This is a genomic window from Altericista sp. CCNU0014 (assembly GCF_044923475.1).
Lineage (GTDB): Bacteria > Cyanobacteriota > Cyanobacteriia > Thermosynechococcales > Thermosynechococcaceae > JAAURS01.
Genome location: NZ_CP137338.1, coordinates 1,320,398 through 1,338,264, shown reverse-complemented (window position 1 = coordinate 1,338,264; position 17,867 = coordinate 1,320,398). Strand labels below are relative to the sequence as shown.

Genomic DNA, 17,867 nt, shown 5'->3' with positions numbered 1-17,867 from the left:
GCAGTGCCAGTTTGGGGTCTCTAGGCGCTGTCATAACCCCTCCCTAGTTTTAGCCTTCATTCCTATTTTACTCCGGCGAAAGTGATAAAAGAGAGGTAGTAACTAGACGCTCAAGACTTAAGGAAATCTTTCTATGCTGTATCGTTGCTCAAATCGCAAGGGCTAACAAAACGGCGAAGTCGAGCTATAAACTGACTTTTTAGCAGTGACGACGATCGCCGCTGCGGGTATGGTTGCGTCACACAACCGCATTGATTTCCTTTGCATACTGAGTGTGACTTGGAATAGTACCGCTAAAACTGCTATATCTCAAAAGCTAGAAGATAGCTCGTGTCAGACACTCATCGATCTAAAGGAGTTCACAAGATGAAGCGAATGCTCTATACAGTCGCTACCCTGAGCGCTGTCCTAGGCATGGTTCAGGCTGCTCGCGGTGCAGATGCTGGGGACTTGCAACGCTTAAAGCAAACGGGAGAGTGCGAGCGATGCAATCTGGTGGGGGCGGATCTGCGCAATGCCAACCTTAGAGACGCAAAGTTAAAGGATTCAAACCTGGAGGCTGCTAATTTATCGGGCGCTAATTTGCAAAACACCAACTTTAAACGTGCAAATCTCAGAGCAGTCAATTTCAAAAATGCCATCATTCAGGATACGGATTTTTCTGAAGCCAATCTCAGAGACGCAATGATTGACTATCGAGAACTAGAGCGCGGGGATGCAAAGGTTTGCAATGCAATCATGCCCAACGGGATCAAAAAAGAGACCAATTTTGAAGGATTCTTTGGTTTTGGCGGCTGCCGGAACTAAAGCCAAACTCATACAGCAGTAACCCGTCTGTCTTTCGTTCTATAGCAACATCTGAAAAGACAAACGGGTTGTTTGCATGGCTGATAGCGATCGCACTTATAACGATTTAGGCTAAAGGCAAACTTTTAGTTAGATTCAGTTCCTTGATTGGGCGAGCCTTGCATGCTCGTATCCTCTGCACCCGGCGCTTCAGGCGCTGCGCCGGGTCTTACTTCAGCATTAGAGGGTTGGCCCTCAGCATCAGAAGATTGACCCGTCATGCGTGCGGCTTCTTCTACAGGCGTTGCTCTACCAGTGCCCATAGATGCTGGTTCCACAGGTTTTTTGCCAGATTTAGTGGAGGTTTGCGTTTCTTGAAGCTCGTGCAGGCCAAAGTTATTCGTATTCACGCCAGCATAGTTAACTTTTTCAAAGCGTACGATGACGGGGTATTTAATGCCGCTTTGATCCACCGAGGCAACCGTTCCTTCTTGACGATACCAATAAGATTCTGGTCGAAGAATTCTGACTTTAGATCCGCGCTGAATCATAGGATGTTCCTCTCATTAGGTTGGCTGCAAAACCCTCGACGCTGAATCCCGGAAGCTAGACTCAACCCTAAGGCTAGGTACACATTATCTTCGCTTCCCCGGACCGAATATTCTCTCCCAAAAGGATGATTTCAGTATTGCTGGGGGAGAACCCTTTAGGATGGAGTTGAAACGGCACGGATAAATTGAAGCGTTGGCGCAATAGGGAACTGTCGAACGCGGCGTCGAAAGTGGCATGGATTTATTCGAACATCGACTGCAACAACTCAACCTCACGGACGCGCCGCTAGCGGCGCGGATGCGCCCCAGAACGTTAGACGAGTTTGTGGGCCAAGATGCCATTGTGGGGCATGGCCGTTTGCTCCGTCGGGCCATTCAAGCCGATCGGCTGTCTTCGCTGATTTTCTACGGTCCTCCCGGAACTGGCAAAACCACGCTGGCTCAAATTATTGCGAATACAACCCAAGCGCATTTTGTGGCCATCAATGCAGTGTTAGCCGGGGTTAAGGAGATTCGAGAGGCGATCGCCACAGCAAAGGAGCGGAGCGGCCATTACGGTCAGCGCTCCATTTTGTTTGTGGATGAGGTCCATCGATTTAACAAAGCGCAACAGGACGCGCTCTTACCCTGGGTGGAAAATGGCACCATCGTTTTGATTGGAGCCACGACGGAAAATCCCTACTTCGAAGTCAATAAGGCGCTCGTGAGCCGTTCGCGCCTCTTTCAGCTCAAGCCTCTGACAGCAGATCGCTTGCGCCAGGTCGCGCATCGAGCCTTGACGGATGAGGAGCGGGGGTACGGCGATCGCCCCGTCCGAGTTACCCCGGAAGCCCTAGATCACTGGGTTAATATTGCCAACGGCGATGCCCGCAGTCTCCTGAATGCGTTAGAACTTGCCGTCGAAACCACCCCACCCGATGCCCAAGGCGTCGTTCGGATCGACCTAGAGATTGCCGAAGCCTCAATTCAGAAACGGGCCGTACTTTACGACAAAGAAGGCGACGCCCATTTCGATACCATCAGCGCCTTTATCAAAAGCCTGCGCGGCTCCGACCCCGATGCAGCCCTGTATTGGCTGGCCCGCATGGTTTATGCCGGAGAAGACCCGCGCTTTATCTTTCGGCGAATGCTGATTTTAGCCAGCGAAGATGTGGGATTGGCCGATCCACAGGCAGTGGCGATCGTGGACAGCTGCGCTCGCGCGTTCGACCGCATTGGCTTGCCGGAGGGGCAATATTCCCTAGCACAGGCTGCACTGTATCTAGCGACAGCGCCTAAATCCAACCGAGTCTTGGGCTACTTCGATGCGTTAGCGGCTGTGGAGCGAGAGCGGGAAGCGGAGGTGCCCAACCCCCTCAAGGATGGCAATCGCGATCGGGAAGGATTCGGACATGGGGCTGGGTACGTTTATCCCCACGCCTATCGAGAGCATTGGGTCGCGCAGCAGTACCTCCCCGGCGACCTTCAGGGACAGGTATTTTACCAGCCTTCAGATCGAGGTTACGAAGGTCAAATCCGCATCCAAACGTCCCGCCGTCGCGAGGCTCAGCTCGCTGTAGCGATGGAGGGCGAGCCTTTAGGTTCTCCAGAAATATTGACCTATAGTCCCAAAAACTCTGCTCGAGAGCGCTGGCTCCAGCGAACGCTCAGTCAAGCGGGAGAATACTTGGGGCAGGTGCGCGATCGCCTCTTCGCACAAACGCGAATTCAGCGACACCACGTTGTCTTGGATCTCAATGCGGGCAGCGGTTTGCTGACCTGGGAGGCGCTGCGGCAAGTTCCAGAAGGGGGTGTCTATACCTACGCGCAAACCGAAACCGAAGCTATCGCGCTCCGCGCCCAAACGGAGGGTACGAGCGCGCTGCAGCGCCCGATCGTGTTGTTTGGCGCGATCGCCCAGGTCGGGCAAGTCTTGAATGCAGAGGCTCCTGAGGTGAAGTTTGATTGGATTGTAGGCCGCAACGGGCTGGGAAATGAGTCAGACAAACGGGCGATCGCGCTTCAATTGGCGGCGCTACTTCAGCCGGGAGGTCGCATTGTCCTAGCAGAAACTCTTCCGCGTTGCAGCCAGCGGCTCTACGACCTCATCCCGCAGGACGGCATTGACGCCAAACTTCGGAAGCGATGGGTAAAGGCCGAGGAGCAGATCTACGACGCCAAAAAGGGGGATTCGCGGTTGAATTGGGAGATCGAGGATATCTCAAATGCCTTTGAATCGGCTGGATTTAAAACCCATTGCGAAGTCGAGCGAGCAGGCCACGAACTTTACATCGCGCCTCAATTGATAGAGCGTTGGTTTGCGGCAGATACCGAGCGCTTGTCCTACGGCGATCGCCTCCGCCAAACCCTTTCTCAAACAGAGGTTGAGGACATTCGAGATCGCTTGACGCAGGCGCTGACCCGGCAAACGGTACGGTGGAAAAAGGCGATCGCCTATATCGCGGCCTATCCGGAAGCGTTCTAACCAAAGGAATATTGGCTCTAGATCTGCAACCCTTAAGGAATCAACCCGCCCACGATTTGCAGCAAGAAGATTGCCAGCATGGGAGACAGATCGAGCCCTCCCAACGGTGGAATCAAAGAGCGAAATAAATTGAGGTAGGGATCTGTGAGTTGGCTCAGCACGACCAAAGGAGGGCTGCTCCAGTTCACGGTAGGAAACCAAGTGAGAATTAATCGGATAAAGATGATGACTGTATAAATAGCAATAAACTGCCTTAGTCCGCCACCTAAAACAGATAAAACGTCAGTTGACATAATATTCCTGCATAATCGAACGCTACTCCTAGTTTAGTCGATTCAAAAGCGTTGTTTTGAGGATCGGAGATTAGAACTCTTCCGGCGTTCCGCTGCCGTTGACCTTACTCAACTGCTGCCGAGCTAAGTCAATGGCATCGTTGAGCTGAGAAATTTTATCTTCCAAGCCTTGACGGGCTTCCTCCACGGTCGGTTCTTCGGTCGCGTTGAGCACTCGCTGCCGGATGCGCTTGAACTGCTCTTTGGCGATGCTGGCTGGCCCGCCTTCCGCGAGTGCCTCGTCATTTTCCGCTTCGCTGAGCTTCGTTGCAACCCAAGTTCCAACTAGGCCGCCCACAACGGATCCAAAAATAGCTCCTGCGAGAAAGCCTCCCGCAAAGCGATCGCCGCCTTGATTACTCATGTGCCAACTGTTCGATTCGCAATATTTTCTAGCTTACCTTTTAACCTGAACTCAAAGCCAAGTTCTCTTACGAGAAAGATTAGGTCCGATGAAATGTCTCAACCCCTTGACAGATGCTAGCGCCTCGTAAGACACTGCTCATCTTAACCGTAGCCGAAGGACGTTGGCATGGGGGCACTCAAGGGTCGCGATCTACTCAGCCTTGCCGATTTATCGACCGAAGAAATTTTGTTTCTGCTCGATCTTGCCGCACAGCTCAAGTCCGGGAAGGTGCGGCCTAGATGTACTAACGTGTTGGGTCTGCTGTTTTCTAAAGCCTCAACGCGTACCCGCGTCAGCTTTTCCGTCGCGATGGGCCACATGGGCGGACAGGTTTTAGACCTCAACGCGAACCTGACTCAAGCGGGACGGGGGGAACCGATTGAAGACACTGCCAGAGTCCTCGATCGATACTTAGATGTGGTTGCCATCCGCACCTTCGAGCAATCCGAGGTCGAAACCTTTGCCCGTTATGCCAAGATTCCGGTCATCAATGCCCTCACCGACCTCGAACACCCCTGTCAGATTTTGGCTGACTTACAGACGGTGTTTGAGGCATTTGGGACCTTTAATGGCCTGACGCTAACCTATTTCGGAGATGGCAATAATATCGCCCATTCTTTGCTACTGGGCTGTGCGTTAGTGGGCCTTAACATTCGAGTGGCAACGCCCCAAGACTACTCGCCTTTGCCGGAGATCGTGGCAAAGGCTCGGGACATTGCGGGCGATCGCGCTTCCGTCACCGTCACGACCGATCCAAACCAAGCTGCCGAGGGTGCCCATATCCTGTACACCGACGTCTGGGCCAGTATGGGGCAAGAATCTTCTGCCGACGATCGGGTCCCGATTTTTATGCCCTATCAAATCAATGCAGAATTACTGGCCCTAGCAGATCCTGCGGCGATCGTGCTCCATTGTCTGCCCGCCTACCGCGAGAAAGAAATTACCCATGCGGTCATGGAGGGGCCTGCCTCGCGGATTTGGGATCAAGCGGAAAACCGATTGCACACCCAAAAGGCATTATTGGCATCTGTTTTGGGATTGGATATCGCTTGAGACGGGCTTTGCCCGCGCCCCATACCTTCAATCGACCGATCTTACCTTTGCCGCACGGCGTAGGTTGCGCGCAATCGATACTCGCCGCGCGCGGGAATTTCCACGATTTCGTTTGCGGCGTTTGCGGTTTCGACGCAGACAAACGATCGATAGTCGTCGTCTTCGAGGTCGGCCATTCCCGCGCAAATCTCAGCCCAGGGATTCCAGACGATCGCAGTCTTACTGCCAGAAGCGGCGATCTGAATCTGACGATTGAGGGCCGCATCGTCAATGGTTAACTCGCCCTTGACATCCATGTAGATCCGATCGACTTCTCGGTCGATCGCAATAGAACCTTGCTGGGTCTTTCGAGTGCCACCATCGACTTTGTCTAGATATTGTCCGTCCTCTAAGCCCAGAACCCGCACTTGACGGATATCGCCGACCTTAAAGTAAGTGTGCAATGCCTGAGAGATCGAGAAGGCGCGATCGCCCCGGTTGCGGGTTACGAGTTCCACGGTGAGGGTATTGCCGACCGTAACCTCAATCGCCAGTTCGAAGGACTGCGGCCAGATGCTTTGGGTTTCAGCGGTGTCCGATAGCCCTAGGATTACTTTTGTTTCAGCATCCGCGATCGCTTCCGTGCTGACAACAGTCCACAGCCGATTTCTCACAAATCCGTGGCTGGAGCGCCCCAACCCTTCAGGATCTGGACCGAACCAGGGCCAACAGATGGGAATACCGCCTTTAATAGCTTTTCCGTCTTGGTAATAGGCTTGCCTGCTCAAGAACAGCAGGTCTTCGGGTTCGGATGCGGGCTGGAAGGACAATACTTGGCCGGAATACACGGAAATCAAGGCTTTAGCACTTTTATTGCAAATTTCGATAAAGGGAAATCCGCCTTTGCCTTCAAAAAACTTGAGTTGGTCTGCCAGTCCGTACTGGGTGTTTAATTGCTCGATACTCATACGAACTCCTGACAGGTCTAACGATTGTGCCTCACTTAAGCTTATCTGCTCGCGGTTAAGGGCGGGCTTTTGAGGCGGGGCGATCGCTACACAGCGTCCGCAGGCTCAATTTCAGGCTCGTGCAAGCATGCTAAAGGGTCCAGCTAAGGAGCCAGACCCAGGATAAAAATCAAATTCAAATTTAAGAATGCTCAGAAAAGAAACAAATCTAGCGAACGAAGTCTTACTAAGGGTTTACAGAGCGACGATAGTCTGTCTCTAGGTCTGAACTTACGCCCTTTAGCCAGGACGGCTTCGGCTGAGTTGAGGCTTCTTATTGAAGGCTAGAAGCCATCCTCAACTGCCGCATTCGATAGGTAAGCTCATGAAGGGGATAGCCTACCGCCTATAGGATTAGAGCTAGGAGGCACAGACTCTAATCGCAGACGTTTTCGAATCAATTTCAAGTGGTTTAGGTCTCCTTTTTGCGGATTTCCTTGTGCCTGAATTAAAACTAACACTCCCGCTCTTAGGTGTCAGTAGCTTGAAACCAAAGTTCGATGGAGTTTACAGTTGTTAATCTTTCGTTAACTTACGTATTGTTGGTGGCGTCAGGCACTCTCAACGGCAGCAGTTCTTGGAGGGTTTCCCGAGCGGATCGGGGTTTCCATCCCAGTTGCGATCGCGCTTTAGAGGCATCCACCCGCACGCAGCGATCGTAGATGTAGCGCACTCGTTCGCGGCTGAGGGGGGGCTGCCAGCCCAACAGCCTGCCGATGGGGTCTAAAAGATGGCCCAGGAACCGCACGAGTGCTTCGGGGGCTTCCGCTGGGGCTGGAATGCCGGACTGCTGGCTAAACTGCCGAAACATGTCGCGGGTGGTCATTTCCCCAGCCGAAATAATGTAGTGCTCGCCGATTTGCCCTCGCTCTGCGGCTAAAATCATGGCTTCTACCAAGTCATCGACGTGGACGATGCCCGTGATGCGATCGCCCCCGGCCCAAAGTTTGAGCCGTCCTTTGAGGAAGGTTTGCACGACTGGCCCAAAGTGAGGGTCGTCTGCGCCAAAAATACCGGAGGGTAAAACGCTCACGACGTCCAGTCCCTCCTGGGCTGCTGCATCGACGGCCTGTTGAGCCAGGTACTTGGTGCGATCGTAGGCCGAAGAAAAATCGGTTTGGGTGCGCGCAAAGGTTTCATCCACCACCTGTCCCTGGGTATCGCCAAATACGCCGATCGTGCTGCAATACACCATCTTGGAGACGCTCGCAGCTCGAGCTGCGGCCAGCACGGCTTGAGTGCCTCGGACGTTTACCCGCTCCATTGCCGCAGCATCCACTAACCCCAGTTCTACGTAGGCGGCGGTGTGAAAAACAGTATTGACTCCTGTCATTGCAGCCGTTAAGGCGGCTCGGTCGGTAATGTCGCCGTAGGCGTAGGTGATGGGGAGGGATGAAAGGCGATCGCACTGACTGGAGGGGCGCACGTAGGCAATAACCTCTACCTCCCGCGCCACCAATGCCTTGACTAAATGGGATCCGGTAAAGCCGTTTGCTCCTGTGACTAGCGCTTTCATAGGACTTTTTCGTAAATCCGGTAGGTCTTGTAAATCTTACCGCCTGCGGCTTCGATCAGTTTTCGGGAGGCATAATTGTCTTCAAAGACCCAAGAGAGTTCTGCCCGCTGGTAGGGTTTACCTTTTTTGAGACCGCCCTGCATCCCTAAGTAAATCAGCGCGAGCGGCACCATTTTGCGGCGATATTCCGGCAGCGAACAGACGGCAATCACCCGCGCTCGATCGATTTTGCGGCGGTACCAAAGAAATTTAAGAATCCCAATCCAGTCAAGCTTTCCGCCGACATGCTTGAGTGCAATGTTGTAGTCCGGCAAACCCATCCAGAACCCAATCATTTCGCCGTCGTACTCCGCGACGGGAAAGAGGTCAGGGTCTACCAAGGACTGAAGGCTTTTGGCTTCTTCCAAAAATTCTTCTAAGGTGCGGGGTGTGGAACTCCAGTTGTTGGCAAAGGCACGGTTGAACAGGTCATAAATCTTTTCGCAGTCATCGGCAAAGTCTTGGCCTTTGGTGTGGATGGGGCGAAAGGTCACGCCGGACTGGCAGGCGATGCGATAGCCTTTCTCGAAGGGTTTGGAAAGCTCGCGATCGAGGAGAAAGTCATAGGCGATGGCGTCTTTGGCTTTGTGCCAGCCCAGTTGTTCCAAAAACTGCGGGTAGTGGGGCGGGTTGTAGGGCATCATCATTGCGGGCTGGGAGTCGAATCCATCGACTAAGAATAGGCAGCTATTGTGGGTGGAGAGATCGATGGGGCCTCGGATGCGATGGATGTCTCGATCTCGCAGCCATTGCTCGGCGGCAGCAAACAATGCTTTGGCAATCTCTAAGTCGGGGATGCACTCAAAGTAGCCGAATAGCCCAATGGGTTCGCCTTCGCGTTCGATGAGACGTTGGTTGATGGATGCTACGATGCGTCCGACGGGCTTGTCTTGGACGAGGGCAACAAAGGCTTGCAGGGTACCGTAGGTGCGGAAGGGATTGGCGGGGGCAAGTTGGGCGGCGATCGCGCTTCTTAAGGGCGGCACCCAGTGAGGATCGTTGGTATAGACGCGCTCGGGCACATCCAGAAACAGCTCGAGGTCGGCGGGGGTTGAGACGGCTCGAAGGTCGGTGGATAAAGTCGAAATCATAGGCGTAAGCAAGGATCGAAGGGATACAGCGAGGGCGACGGCCCTAATCATCGCTGAGACGATAACCCTTAGCTTACTGGCTAGTTCTCCTTTCTCCCAAATTCGAGCTTATAAGAAGCGAAGGACTGCTTCGATTGAATATTCGATTTCAGCAACACGAGCAACTAAGGCTGTCTGAATTCTTTCCGGTCAATGTTTCGCGACCCATTGCAAAATTGACATTCTCTCAGGTGAGAGGGGCCAAGGTTTGCTACGATTGACGCCAATACGTCGTCGCAGACGGCGCTGAGTTGTCAGCCAGAGGCCATCGTGACATCCCTAAACCGCCGCTCGGGTCCAGCCCAATGGATGAATCTAGGCGCGATCGCCGTTTTGGCGATCGCCTTCATCTACCTCTTCTTCTGGCCTGGGCCTGAAGGATTGCCGCTCGTCAAGATCGGCTTGCCACAGCGTGCAGTCGTGCTGGAAGCCAACATTGCGGGTCTCAATACCACCGATATCGAATCCACTCTCCGGCCTGGTACGGAGGTGAAAGTTTCGATCAAAAATTCAGCCCTCATTCCCCTCACCCTCAAGTCGATCGAGAGGGTACCCGGTACGGTCGTGGCCACCCAACCCAACGGCAATGTAGCGCCTCAACCCGATCCCAGACCAGAAATGCGCTTTGGGTCCAATCTCCTCTTAAAACTGGAGGGCAAGGGCTACTCCAATCAAAGCGGATTTTTTCTGGGGGTCAAACGCATCCGAGTCGGCTCGACCGTTGTGATCGATAGCGCGGGGGTGGAAACGCCAGCCAGCGTAGTTGGCGTAGTCGTGGAACCGCTTTCTAAAAGCTAACGCTCGGCAGCGGATGGGTTGAGTTTTAAGGGCAAAGCTTGGTTGATTTGCTCGATCGCTTCTCGCTCGGCGGCGTTGATATCGCCGATGTAGTGCTGAAAGACTTGGCTGAAGCGCTGATGGTAAAAGCGATGCAGGCTGTAGTTTGGCGTGGCCGGAAAGCCCCGACGCTTTTTGTGCCGTCCCCCTGCCCCTGGGTCGAAGCGCTGAATCCCATTGGCGATCGCCCACTCGATAGGCGTATAGTAGCAGGCATCGAAATGGAGGCAGTCGATATCGCGATCGCAGCCCCAGTAGCGGCCATAGAGCTGGTCTCCTTTGGTCAAGCAAAACGACATCCCGATCGGTTTCTGCCCGTTCCCTTCCGCAAAGGCGGCGACAAACATGACTCGATGGGCGTAGTTGGGGTACAACTGCCGAAAAAACTGCTGGGTGAGGTACTTGCTGCCCCACATAAATTTCTCGCAAGTGTCGTTGTAAAAGCGATGCATTAGCGGAAACAGCGATTCGGGAATGTCTTCGCCGGAAAAGACCTTAAGGGTCAGACCTGCGCTCTCGACGGCTTTGCGCTCTCGTTTGATATTGCGGCGCTGGTTGGCATTAAAGGCACCCAGGTAGTCATCGAAGCTGTCGAATTCGCTATTTTGCCAGATGTAGCTATGGTGGAGCCAAGTCGCGAAGCCACGCGCTTCAAGAGCAGCTTTCCACTGTGGATCGGCAAACAAAAAATGACAGCCGGAGATGCGGTTTTGCTGGCAGAATCGATCGATGGCTTGCACCATCAAATCCGTCAGCAGGTCTTCATCTTCTCCGGGCGCAATTAAGAAGCGATAGCCTTCGGCAGGGGTGAAGGGCGTCATTCCCAATAGTTTGGGGTAATAGTTCAGGCCCACTCGACGGGCGACATCGGCCCACTCTTGGTCGAATACAAATTCGCCGTAGCTGTGACTTTTGACGTAGAGCGGCGCTGCGGCAATGAGGGTTTGCCCGCGCCAGAGGGTGAGATGGTTCGGGAGCCAGCCTGTTTTAGCTGTTGCGCTGCCAGAGGTTTCTAGGTTTGTCAGCCATTCCCATTCTAGAAAGGGCGTTTTGAGCGGCAGGGCTAGGACATCCCACGCAGCTTGCGGAATTTCGGTAAGTGTATTAATCCAGGCAATTTGATATTGAGGTTTGACCGCTTCGATCATGTGACTAGGGCGCGAAGACTGTTTATAAGGTAATGCATTCTGCCGTTATGAGGTGGGGGTGTAATTTTTCTGACTTTCAGCTTAGGTGATGTACAGGAAAGGTTATACCCTCCAATAACCTCAGAGAACAGTCTCTAGCTGGCTGAGCGGAGTCGAAGCCAGCGGCAAGCTTTTTCCTGGAAATGGCCTTAAGCCACATAAAGTATGACTTACCTTGAAATGAATTAAAAATATGGGCGTTGCAACAATCGAGATGCAGCTTTTGAGGCGAAGAGAACATCAAAAAGCTAGCTAGCAGCTTGACCTCTGTCCTGTTTCCTAAGAACTGCCTAACGACTTTTACAAGTCTGCACGAGTAGCATCCATACACATCGCAAGCGAATGACAATGATATTTAGCAAAAAAGATTAAAATGCCACACTTTAACTGTTTAGACAAAAAAATCTACATCATTGATACATAAATAGAAACTTTACACTCAAGATAAATCCGTAAAAATACGGTCACTAATATTGTCAGATTAATTTAGTTTTGGGGAATAAATAATATAGTCACTCAATTCTTAATCCTGTTTGGACTTCAGTCAGGGACTGTACCGATGCGATCTGCTATGAGAAATCAAGTTCCTAATTCCGTTAAGACGACCAATACCGAAAAGGGGTTTGCCATCCCGATCGCGCTAGGAATGGGATTAGTAATGCTTTTGTTGGCAATGACAGCTGTAGTGAAGTCGCAGAATGATGGATCTGTTTCTGTCGATAAGAGACTCTCTGCACAGGCGCGTATTGCCGCCGAAAACGGTGCTGTCAAAATCCAAGATTTTCTGAATCGCTACCGAGCAGTTATAACAACTCAAGCCTGCGCTGCCTGGCCTAGCTCTGGCTACGGAACATGTACGGATACGACAGGGACTAGCTGGGGGTACCCCAATAATATTACAAACCTATGTCCTGATGACAGAACTGCTGTCACTGCTTTTGCAACCAACGATTGGAAATCTGCTGGAACAATTGGAGAATATAGACTCGTTAGCTACACTGGCTCATCAGGCATATTAACTGTTGAAGGAATCGTAAACAGAGGCCAGGCTAGTGAGGCTAAATCGAGGATACAAGCAACTATTCCAATTGCCGTCTCTAACGAAGTGCCTGCTGCTGCTGTGTGGGTAACGGGTTCCATAACGGGTAGCCCACAAATTCAGTCCGATGCGGTTCGTACTTCCAGTACTTGTGCCTCTGCTACAGACGCTACATTTCCCAGCGGTGGCTCTAAATACCTCAATATCATAACGCCTCAGACCATGCCTTCGGCTAAGGCCATACCAACAACAGGAACTTTTTACACGCTAAATAACATCTCATCCAATACTGACGTCCCTGGCAAGGAACTTCCTCGCGCGAGCGATACGGCAGATACTGATGGAGTTTATAAGTACATTGTGAACTCCTTTGACAGTTCGTTGAAGATTGCTCCAGGCAAAAGAGTTTGGCTTTGGGTGACAGGCAATATTGATTTAAGAGATAAAGTTATTGTCAATCAATGTGGGGCAAGTGGAAGTCTTACAAATTGCGGCCCCTTTGACTTCAGAATATATCCCCAATCTGCCAGCGTCACACCATCACCAACTTTAACGCTCGATCGCAGTACGGCGACTTGCGACGTATTTTTCCACCTGCCAGGATACACCGTGAACTTTGAGAATAGCGGCACTGCAACCACTCAAGACTGCGGCAGTGGTGCTACAAACACCAGCATTTACTGGGTTCAAAATTGGAATGGGGGAGTATCTGGTACGACAATTCTAAACTCGCCCCGTACAACTTGGAGCACAGCAGTCACGACAACATCAGACTACGCAGTCACAGGTCTTACCGTCCCCCCGCTCAATCCTAGCATTGGCCCAAGCAGCGTATGGCAAATCCAGTCTGACAGCTAATTACTCGCCCATTTTTCGAGCACGCTGAAGTTTCAACTATTTATAGACTTTGTAGGTATTGCTATGTTTTTGATGAAATATCAATCACACCTCATGCAGGGAAAGCTAAAGCGCCAAACTGCCCAAGGGTTTACTATGATCGAGGTTGTGGTTGGCATTCTTTTGGTCTCGATCTTTACAGCCATTTCGATGCAGGCGATTGTAATGGCAACCTCCATAAAAATACGCGGGGACGAAGTTGCCGATGCAACTCGACTAATAGAGCAAGACATTGAAGAGATTTCAGAGATTGCAAACCGAAGTGTTGCAATGGGCTATGATAGCGCTTCATCCAAATACACAGTTAACACTGCTTCCGACCTATGCAATCCTGGCACAGATCCCACAAAAGGCTATGCCCAGCTTTTAAAAGATCAAACAATGAGTACTGGACTTATTAGCAGTACCACGCCTGTTACAAAAAGTGGCCTTTCAGGCACTAAAACCTATAGCTTAGTCAGAACTGCGACTGTGAATAGTACTGTGCCCTACAATATCCTTCAGATTAATTACCAATTATTCCGAGGGACGACGACAACAGATCCGATCTCGACTTTCTATACGGAGATTATTCCTGGAGCCTCTTTTTATTGTAGATAAAAGATGAACTCTATCTGGATTATTTCAAGTAATAACGATCGATCTAGCCACCTCCATCACTTAAAGGGAAGATTGATACAATAGTTTATGAACTTACGATTTGAAATAATATTAAAAATATCTTTAAAGCAAGTCTTGAATTCAATTTTCATAAAAAAACAGCAAAATAATCATAGTCATAATTTATGAATTAAGTTCCATGAGTAAAAGCAACTTTTTTAAAAGCAAAATCTTTAATTCATTATCTTGATTATACAGAGGCAAAAGTGAAGAGCAGAACGAGCAAAAATCAAAACCTAGGATTTACTTTGATTGAAGCGTTGGTCACGATATTAATTACTGGCATTGTTGCTTCAATAGCTCTACCCAGTTTTATGACATGGGTTAATAACAAGAAAATTACTGATATAGCCACCAAAATTGAAGGAGCCTTAGAGGAAGCGAAGTCAACAGCAGCCAGAAAAAATAAATCCTGCAGTGTCTTGATTACAGAAACTCAAGTGAGTTCTCCAGATGCAGGATGCTTGCCTAAAGGAACTAGAAATATTCAAGAAAATCAAGATGTTGGCATTTCAAATAGCAATCTTCAACTTGCCGGAACTGGTGGGAGTACTGGCACAACCATAACGTTTCTTGCCGTAGGAACTGTAAACATAACCCCGGAAACGGCAACCATTATAGTTTACCGGAATGATAACACAACGAACGGCATCAAGAAGTGCATAGCTGTTTCTAAGGGAATGGCTGATATCAAAAATGGTAATTATACGGGTACGTTGCCGTTGACTGTAGACAGTGATTCTACAGATGCTGAGTTAGAAGCTGTAGCAAATCAATGTATTGCAACATAGTTGTAGCAATTTACACGTTTAACCCCAGAACAAAGCCTTATTGAGCTACAAGAAATAGGGGCGAAGAGATCGTCTAGTGTAATGTCCACGAACCTTTTTAACCTCTATCTAAGATTCTAAGATTTTATGTTGCATGAATGCTCCACTTAATTTTATTTAGAAGTATTATCTAAAATAATAGATGCATAAATAGATAGATAAATAGCAATAACATTTATGCATACTTTAAAAGTGTTTCAGATCGAAAAGATCCGTGTTTTTACGAATGCCATAAAGATATTTTTCTCTGAAAATAGAATAAATATAGCAAGACCTTGTTGAGGTGAAGTACTTCTGATAACAACTGACTTGCAATAGCAATGTTGCTTTTTGAATTAACTTTGAGCTAAAAGCAGCATTTTGGGGGGACGAAACAGATTTTTATACTCAACTAAGGTGGCGAGTTATGCATCAATCTTTTTTTATTTCCTTTTTGGAACCTTGGCTTTACGGTCAGGGGATGGCGTTGTAACCCGTACCATTCCATATCGCATTCTGGCTTAATCAATACCGCTTACTCGACCCCACTTTAATCACGATTACTACTACTCTTGAGAGGAACAAACGCATTATGCGAATTAACTTAGCGAACAGGTTGCAGCGTAAGACCTTCAAAAAGTCTTCTAACCGTGGCTTTGCACTGATGGATTTGATGATTGGCGGCGCTCTGACTACCATTGTTGTTGCAGGTGCTGGTTATGGAGTTGCCAGCATGATTAGTACGAGCACGGCAACCAATGCAAGAAGCGATCGAAGAACAGAATTAAACCGCTCTAGCGATTTTATGGCTGCTGAAATCAGACAGGGCAATGGGGTTGTGAGTGACATCGACTCCGTTACGCTTCCTGCTTCCTTTGAAGCAGCTTATGCTGGCAAGGTCGATGGAAGCATTACAAAAGTTTTGATGATTAATCTTCCCAGCGGTTCTTCAACGCCTATCGTATACTTTGCTGCAAAGCCTGCAGCAGGCAAGTGGAAAGGGCCAAGGGTAATCTATCGCTGGGGTCCTGCCTATAACGCTAATGGAAGCTATGCAGATGCAAATACCCCCGACACCTGGATTGCTGAAGCTGTTGTCGACCAGATTCAGTCTGCTGATGCTGGAACTGCACCATCATGTGCGAGTGGGGAAACTGGAATTGGAGATTATGGCTTTAAAGTTTGCGTAGATTCGTCAGGAAAATCCGCACAGATTTTCCAGAATGGAAAGATTGCTAAGGTTCTAAATGGTGCGGAGAATTTCAAGATTGGAATGGATGCTTCATCCAGAAAAACAACAGTCATCGCTTCATCCTATGCCCCCAACAGCGGTGCTACTGCCGATCTTTCTGCTTTTTCAACTACCCCAACCGACACCCCTACGGACACTCCTACTGACACCCCAACCGTAACGCCTCCCGCACCCCCTATCTTCACGATTTCGAATGGCAATGTTGAAGTTCCTACACAGTCAACCATAACAATCAAAACGCTTGCCATTGAATATTATAAAGCCGATCAAGTTTCTGGAACCATAAACCTTAGCGGCGGTACCGTCACAAGTTCAGCGCTACCAGCAGTGAATCAAAGCCAGACCTTCACTGTTACAGGCGATACTAGTCTCTCAATCACTGGATGTAGCCATCTTGCTAGTAGCCCCAATACCTACAACACCAGTTCTTCACAAGGTATTCGTTACTGCCCCACTTCTACCAATTCAAATGACTTAAATACGCGCACGGAGACTACTACCACATACAATACTACATATGTAGATGACCTCACCAAGCCGATTTACAAAAAAAATGGCACACTCAAAGGCTATGAGCAAAAGGCGGTTCAAACACCTGTCGTAACTACTACCACTTATAGTCCTACGGTTGCAGTCTTAAAGAATGGCGATGATGTTCCTAGTGTCAGTCCATACGCTGCACAGACCTCTGTAGCAGATGTTCTAAAGAACAATAATCTTGTCTCTAATGGCAAAATTACGCTTCCGTCTAATCAGGTTATTTATCTGTACGAGTTCTATACGACAAATAAAACTCAATCGACTTACGATATGCAAGATCTGATTGTATTGGCTGAAATCACACCTACTACGACTTCGTCAACTTCAAGTTCGTCAACTTCAGGTTCGTCAACTTCAGGTTCGTCAACTTCAGGTTCGTCAACTTCAAGTTCGTCAACGACGACTAGTACAGATAAGGGTAAGTGCAATAATGGTCTCGGCAATGGGTCTGATGGTTGCACCCCTGGCAACTCTACAGCAAATGACGAGAAGCTCTATAACAAAAATACAGGAGTGCTTGTCTGCACCCCTGTTCCAGGCACTCCTTGTAAAGAAACCACTGTTAATGTCCCTGCTTGGAAACTTGTTGCTCCTGTGACAGCCAAGAGTTAACATTGCCAATACAAGTCGTTCGTCGATCGAATTGAATAAAACTTATTCAATTGAGACAACATAAAAAACAGTAGGGAGGAACATCTTCCCTACTGTTTTCTTTTATCAACTATCTTCACCATTGCGATTAATCAGCCGATCCAAAATACGGCAATTTTCAGCCTGAAGTCCTCTTACTTCAGCCTGCATTTCTCGGATGTCTGCACTCTGACGTTGCAGCTCGGTAAAGATGACCTCAAAGTTTTGTTGGTTAATCTGAGCTATATTAGCCAAACTCTCAACCGAAGATGTTAAGTCTGAGATGTCACAGGTATTCCGCTCAGACACTTCGGCCAAGGTGCTAATGCTGCCCACTAACCGATCGAGCATCTCATCTGTCCACCGTTCAGTCGTCATCTTTCCATTTTCCTACATCAAATTAGTCCAAAAACCGATCGAGCGCTGCCTTAAGCTGAGCGATTTCTGCATCGATGTTGCCTGCCCCAGCAGCTCTGGCCACGCATTCCGTCAAATGCTCGTCCAAAATGATGCGCGCCACCCGGTCTAAGGCACCGCGCACCGCCGCAATTTGCACCAACACATCTGGACAAGGGCGGCTCTCCTGCACCATTGTCTTAATGCCGCGCACATGCCCCTCAACCCGCGAAAGCCGATTGATGATGCCCCGCAGCGACTCCTCGCTATGGACGTGAGTATGACTGCTGTCGGTTGAGGGCAATGCGTGGGAATGACTCGATGAACGGGCGGCTGATTTATCCAAAAACTTTGAGC

General features: G+C 49.7%; 16 protein-coding genes and 1 pseudogene. 8 read left to right on the top strand and 9 right to left on the bottom strand.

The features are described from left to right. Positions 1-366 precede the first annotated feature (366 nt). Entirely contained in the window at positions 367-807 is a 441-nt protein-coding gene (locus tag R6H26_RS06720; protein WP_404789418.1) for a pentapeptide repeat-containing protein, read from the top strand. Between the two features lie 332 nt (positions 808-1,139). On the opposite strand, the pseudogene R6H26_RS06715 reads toward R6H26_RS06720, so the two are convergent. After that, positions 1,140-1,337, bottom strand: a pseudogene (locus R6H26_RS06715) (photosystem I reaction center subunit IV); the annotation flags it as partial. A 235-nt stretch (positions 1,338-1,572) separates the two neighbouring features. Between R6H26_RS06715 and R6H26_RS06710 the strand changes: the two are divergent. After that, positions 1,573-3,801, top strand: a complete 2,229-nt coding sequence (locus R6H26_RS06710; RefSeq protein WP_404789417.1) for an AAA family ATPase — start codon at positions 1,573-1,575, stop codon at positions 3,799-3,801. Between the two features lie 32 nt (positions 3,802-3,833). Here R6H26_RS06710 and R6H26_RS06705 read toward each other — a convergent pair whose 3' ends face one another. Both R6H26_RS06705 and R6H26_RS06700 read right to left on the bottom strand, forming a co-directional pair. Then, the gene (locus R6H26_RS06705) at positions 3,834-4,094 is read right to left on the bottom strand and encodes a YggT family protein (protein WP_404789416.1); all 261 of its coding nucleotides are present in this window, start codon (positions 4,092-4,094) and stop codon (positions 3,834-3,836) included. 70 nt (positions 4,095-4,164) lie between these two features. Continuing rightward, positions 4,165-4,497, bottom strand: coding sequence for a hypothetical protein (locus tag R6H26_RS06700; RefSeq protein ID WP_404789414.1), 333 nt, complete (start codon positions 4,495-4,497; stop codon positions 4,165-4,167). 168 nt (positions 4,498-4,665) lie between these two features. Between R6H26_RS06700 and argF the strand changes: the two genes are divergently transcribed. Beyond that, entirely contained in the window at positions 4,666-5,592 is a 927-nt protein-coding gene (gene argF, locus R6H26_RS06695) for an ornithine carbamoyltransferase (RefSeq protein ID WP_404789412.1), read from the top strand. A gap of 41 nt (positions 5,593-5,633) precedes the next feature. On the opposite strand, the gene R6H26_RS06690 is transcribed toward argF, so the two are convergent. From R6H26_RS06690 to R6H26_RS06680, 3 genes are all read right to left on the bottom strand, one after another. Next, positions 5,634-6,539 (bottom strand): D-hexose-6-phosphate mutarotase, encoded by a 906-nt coding sequence (locus R6H26_RS06690; protein WP_404789411.1) that lies wholly within the window; start codon positions 6,537-6,539, stop codon positions 5,634-5,636. Positions 6,540-7,110: 571 nt separating this feature from the next. Next, positions 7,111-8,094 (bottom strand): NAD-dependent epimerase/dehydratase family protein, encoded by a 984-nt coding sequence (locus R6H26_RS06685; protein WP_404789409.1) that lies wholly within the window; start codon positions 8,092-8,094, stop codon positions 7,111-7,113. Then, positions 8,091-9,224 (bottom strand): GNAT family N-acetyltransferase, encoded by a 1,134-nt coding sequence (locus tag R6H26_RS06680; protein WP_404789408.1) that lies wholly within the window; start codon positions 9,222-9,224, stop codon positions 8,091-8,093. Before R6H26_RS06680 ends, R6H26_RS06685 begins: the two co-directional genes overlap by 4 nt. 309 nt (positions 9,225-9,533) lie before the next feature. On the opposite strand from R6H26_RS06680, the gene R6H26_RS06675 reads away from it, so the two are divergent. Beyond that, positions 9,534-10,061: a DUF4330 domain-containing protein gene (locus R6H26_RS06675; protein WP_404789406.1), complete on the top strand. Its 528-nt coding sequence runs from the start codon at positions 9,534-9,536 to the stop codon at positions 10,059-10,061. On the opposite strand, the gene R6H26_RS06670 is transcribed toward R6H26_RS06675, so the two are convergent. After that, a complete protein-coding gene (locus R6H26_RS06670; RefSeq protein ID WP_404789404.1) occupies positions 10,058-11,248 on the bottom strand; it encodes a GNAT family N-acetyltransferase in 1,191 nt (396 codons plus the stop codon). The two genes, R6H26_RS06675 and R6H26_RS06670, sit on opposite strands and share 4 nt — an antisense overlap. Positions 11,249-12,392: 1,144 nt before the next feature. On the opposite strand from R6H26_RS06670, the gene R6H26_RS06665 reads away from it, so the two are divergent. From R6H26_RS06665 to R6H26_RS06650, 4 genes are all read left to right on the top strand, one after another. Next, on the top strand, positions 12,393-13,184 hold the full coding sequence (locus R6H26_RS06665; RefSeq protein WP_404789402.1) for a hypothetical protein: 792 nt from the start codon (positions 12,393-12,395) through the stop codon (positions 13,182-13,184). Positions 13,185-13,247: 63 nt separating this feature from the next. Then, positions 13,248-13,823 carry a prepilin-type N-terminal cleavage/methylation domain-containing protein gene (locus R6H26_RS06660; protein WP_404789401.1) on the top strand — a complete coding sequence of 192 codons (576 nt, stop codon included), beginning with the start codon at positions 13,248-13,250 and terminating at the stop codon, positions 13,821-13,823. A gap of 266 nt (positions 13,824-14,089) precedes the next feature. Next, positions 14,090-14,674, top strand: coding sequence for a Tfp pilus assembly protein FimT/FimU (locus R6H26_RS06655; protein WP_404789400.1), 585 nt, complete (start codon positions 14,090-14,092; stop codon positions 14,672-14,674). 610 nt (positions 14,675-15,284) lie between these two features. Further along, complete coding sequence (locus R6H26_RS06650; RefSeq protein WP_404789398.1) at positions 15,285-17,096, top strand: type II secretion system protein J; 1,812 nt, start codon at positions 15,285-15,287, stop codon at positions 17,094-17,096. Positions 17,097-17,201: 105 nt separating this feature from the next. Here R6H26_RS06650 and R6H26_RS06645 read toward each other — a convergent pair whose 3' ends face one another. Beyond that, positions 17,202-17,492, bottom strand: a complete 291-nt coding sequence (locus R6H26_RS06645; protein ID WP_404789397.1) for a hypothetical protein — start codon at positions 17,490-17,492, stop codon at positions 17,202-17,204. A 22-nt stretch (positions 17,493-17,514) separates the two neighbouring features. Continuing rightward, positions 17,515-17,856 carry a metal-sensing transcriptional repressor gene (locus R6H26_RS06640; protein WP_404789395.1) on the bottom strand — a complete coding sequence of 114 codons (342 nt, stop codon included), beginning with the start codon at positions 17,854-17,856 and terminating at the stop codon, positions 17,515-17,517. Positions 17,857-17,867 lie beyond the last annotated feature (11 nt).

What these genes read in the sequence shown, in the direction of transcription:
- R6H26_RS06685 (WP_404789409.1), bottom strand. Translation starts at nt 8,094, where the DNA reads ATGAAAGCGCTAGTCACAGGAGCAAACGGCTTTACCGGATCCCATTTA.
- R6H26_RS06705 (WP_404789416.1), bottom strand. Translation starts at nt 4,094, where the DNA reads ATGTCAACTGACGTTTTATCTGTTTTAGGTGGCGGACTAAGGCAGTTT.
- R6H26_RS06690 (WP_404789411.1), bottom strand. Translation starts at nt 6,539, where the DNA reads ATGAGTATCGAGCAATTAAACACCCAGTACGGACTGGCAGACCAACTC.
- R6H26_RS06680 (WP_404789408.1), bottom strand. Translation starts at nt 9,224, where the DNA reads ATGATTTCGACTTTATCCACCGACCTTCGAGCCGTCTCAACCCCCGCC.
- R6H26_RS06710 (WP_404789417.1), top strand. Translation starts at nt 1,573, where the DNA reads ATGGATTTATTCGAACATCGACTGCAACAACTCAACCTCACGGACGCG.
- argF (WP_404789412.1), top strand. Translation starts at nt 4,666, where the DNA reads ATGGGGGCACTCAAGGGTCGCGATCTACTCAGCCTTGCCGATTTATCG.
- R6H26_RS06720 (WP_404789418.1), top strand. Translation starts at nt 367, where the DNA reads ATGAAGCGAATGCTCTATACAGTCGCTACCCTGAGCGCTGTCCTAGGC.
- R6H26_RS06670 (WP_404789404.1), bottom strand. Translation starts at nt 11,248, where the DNA reads ATGATCGAAGCGGTCAAACCTCAATATCAAATTGCCTGGATTAATACA.
- R6H26_RS06700 (WP_404789414.1), bottom strand. Translation starts at nt 4,497, where the DNA reads ATGAGTAATCAAGGCGGCGATCGCTTTGCGGGAGGCTTTCTCGCAGGA.
- R6H26_RS06645 (WP_404789397.1), bottom strand. Translation starts at nt 17,492, where the DNA reads ATGACGACTGAACGGTGGACAGATGAGATGCTCGATCGGTTAGTGGGC.
- R6H26_RS06650 (WP_404789398.1), top strand. Translation starts at nt 15,285, where the DNA reads ATGCGAATTAACTTAGCGAACAGGTTGCAGCGTAAGACCTTCAAAAAG.
- R6H26_RS06660 (WP_404789401.1), top strand. Translation starts at nt 13,248, where the DNA reads ATGTTTTTGATGAAATATCAATCACACCTCATGCAGGGAAAGCTAAAG.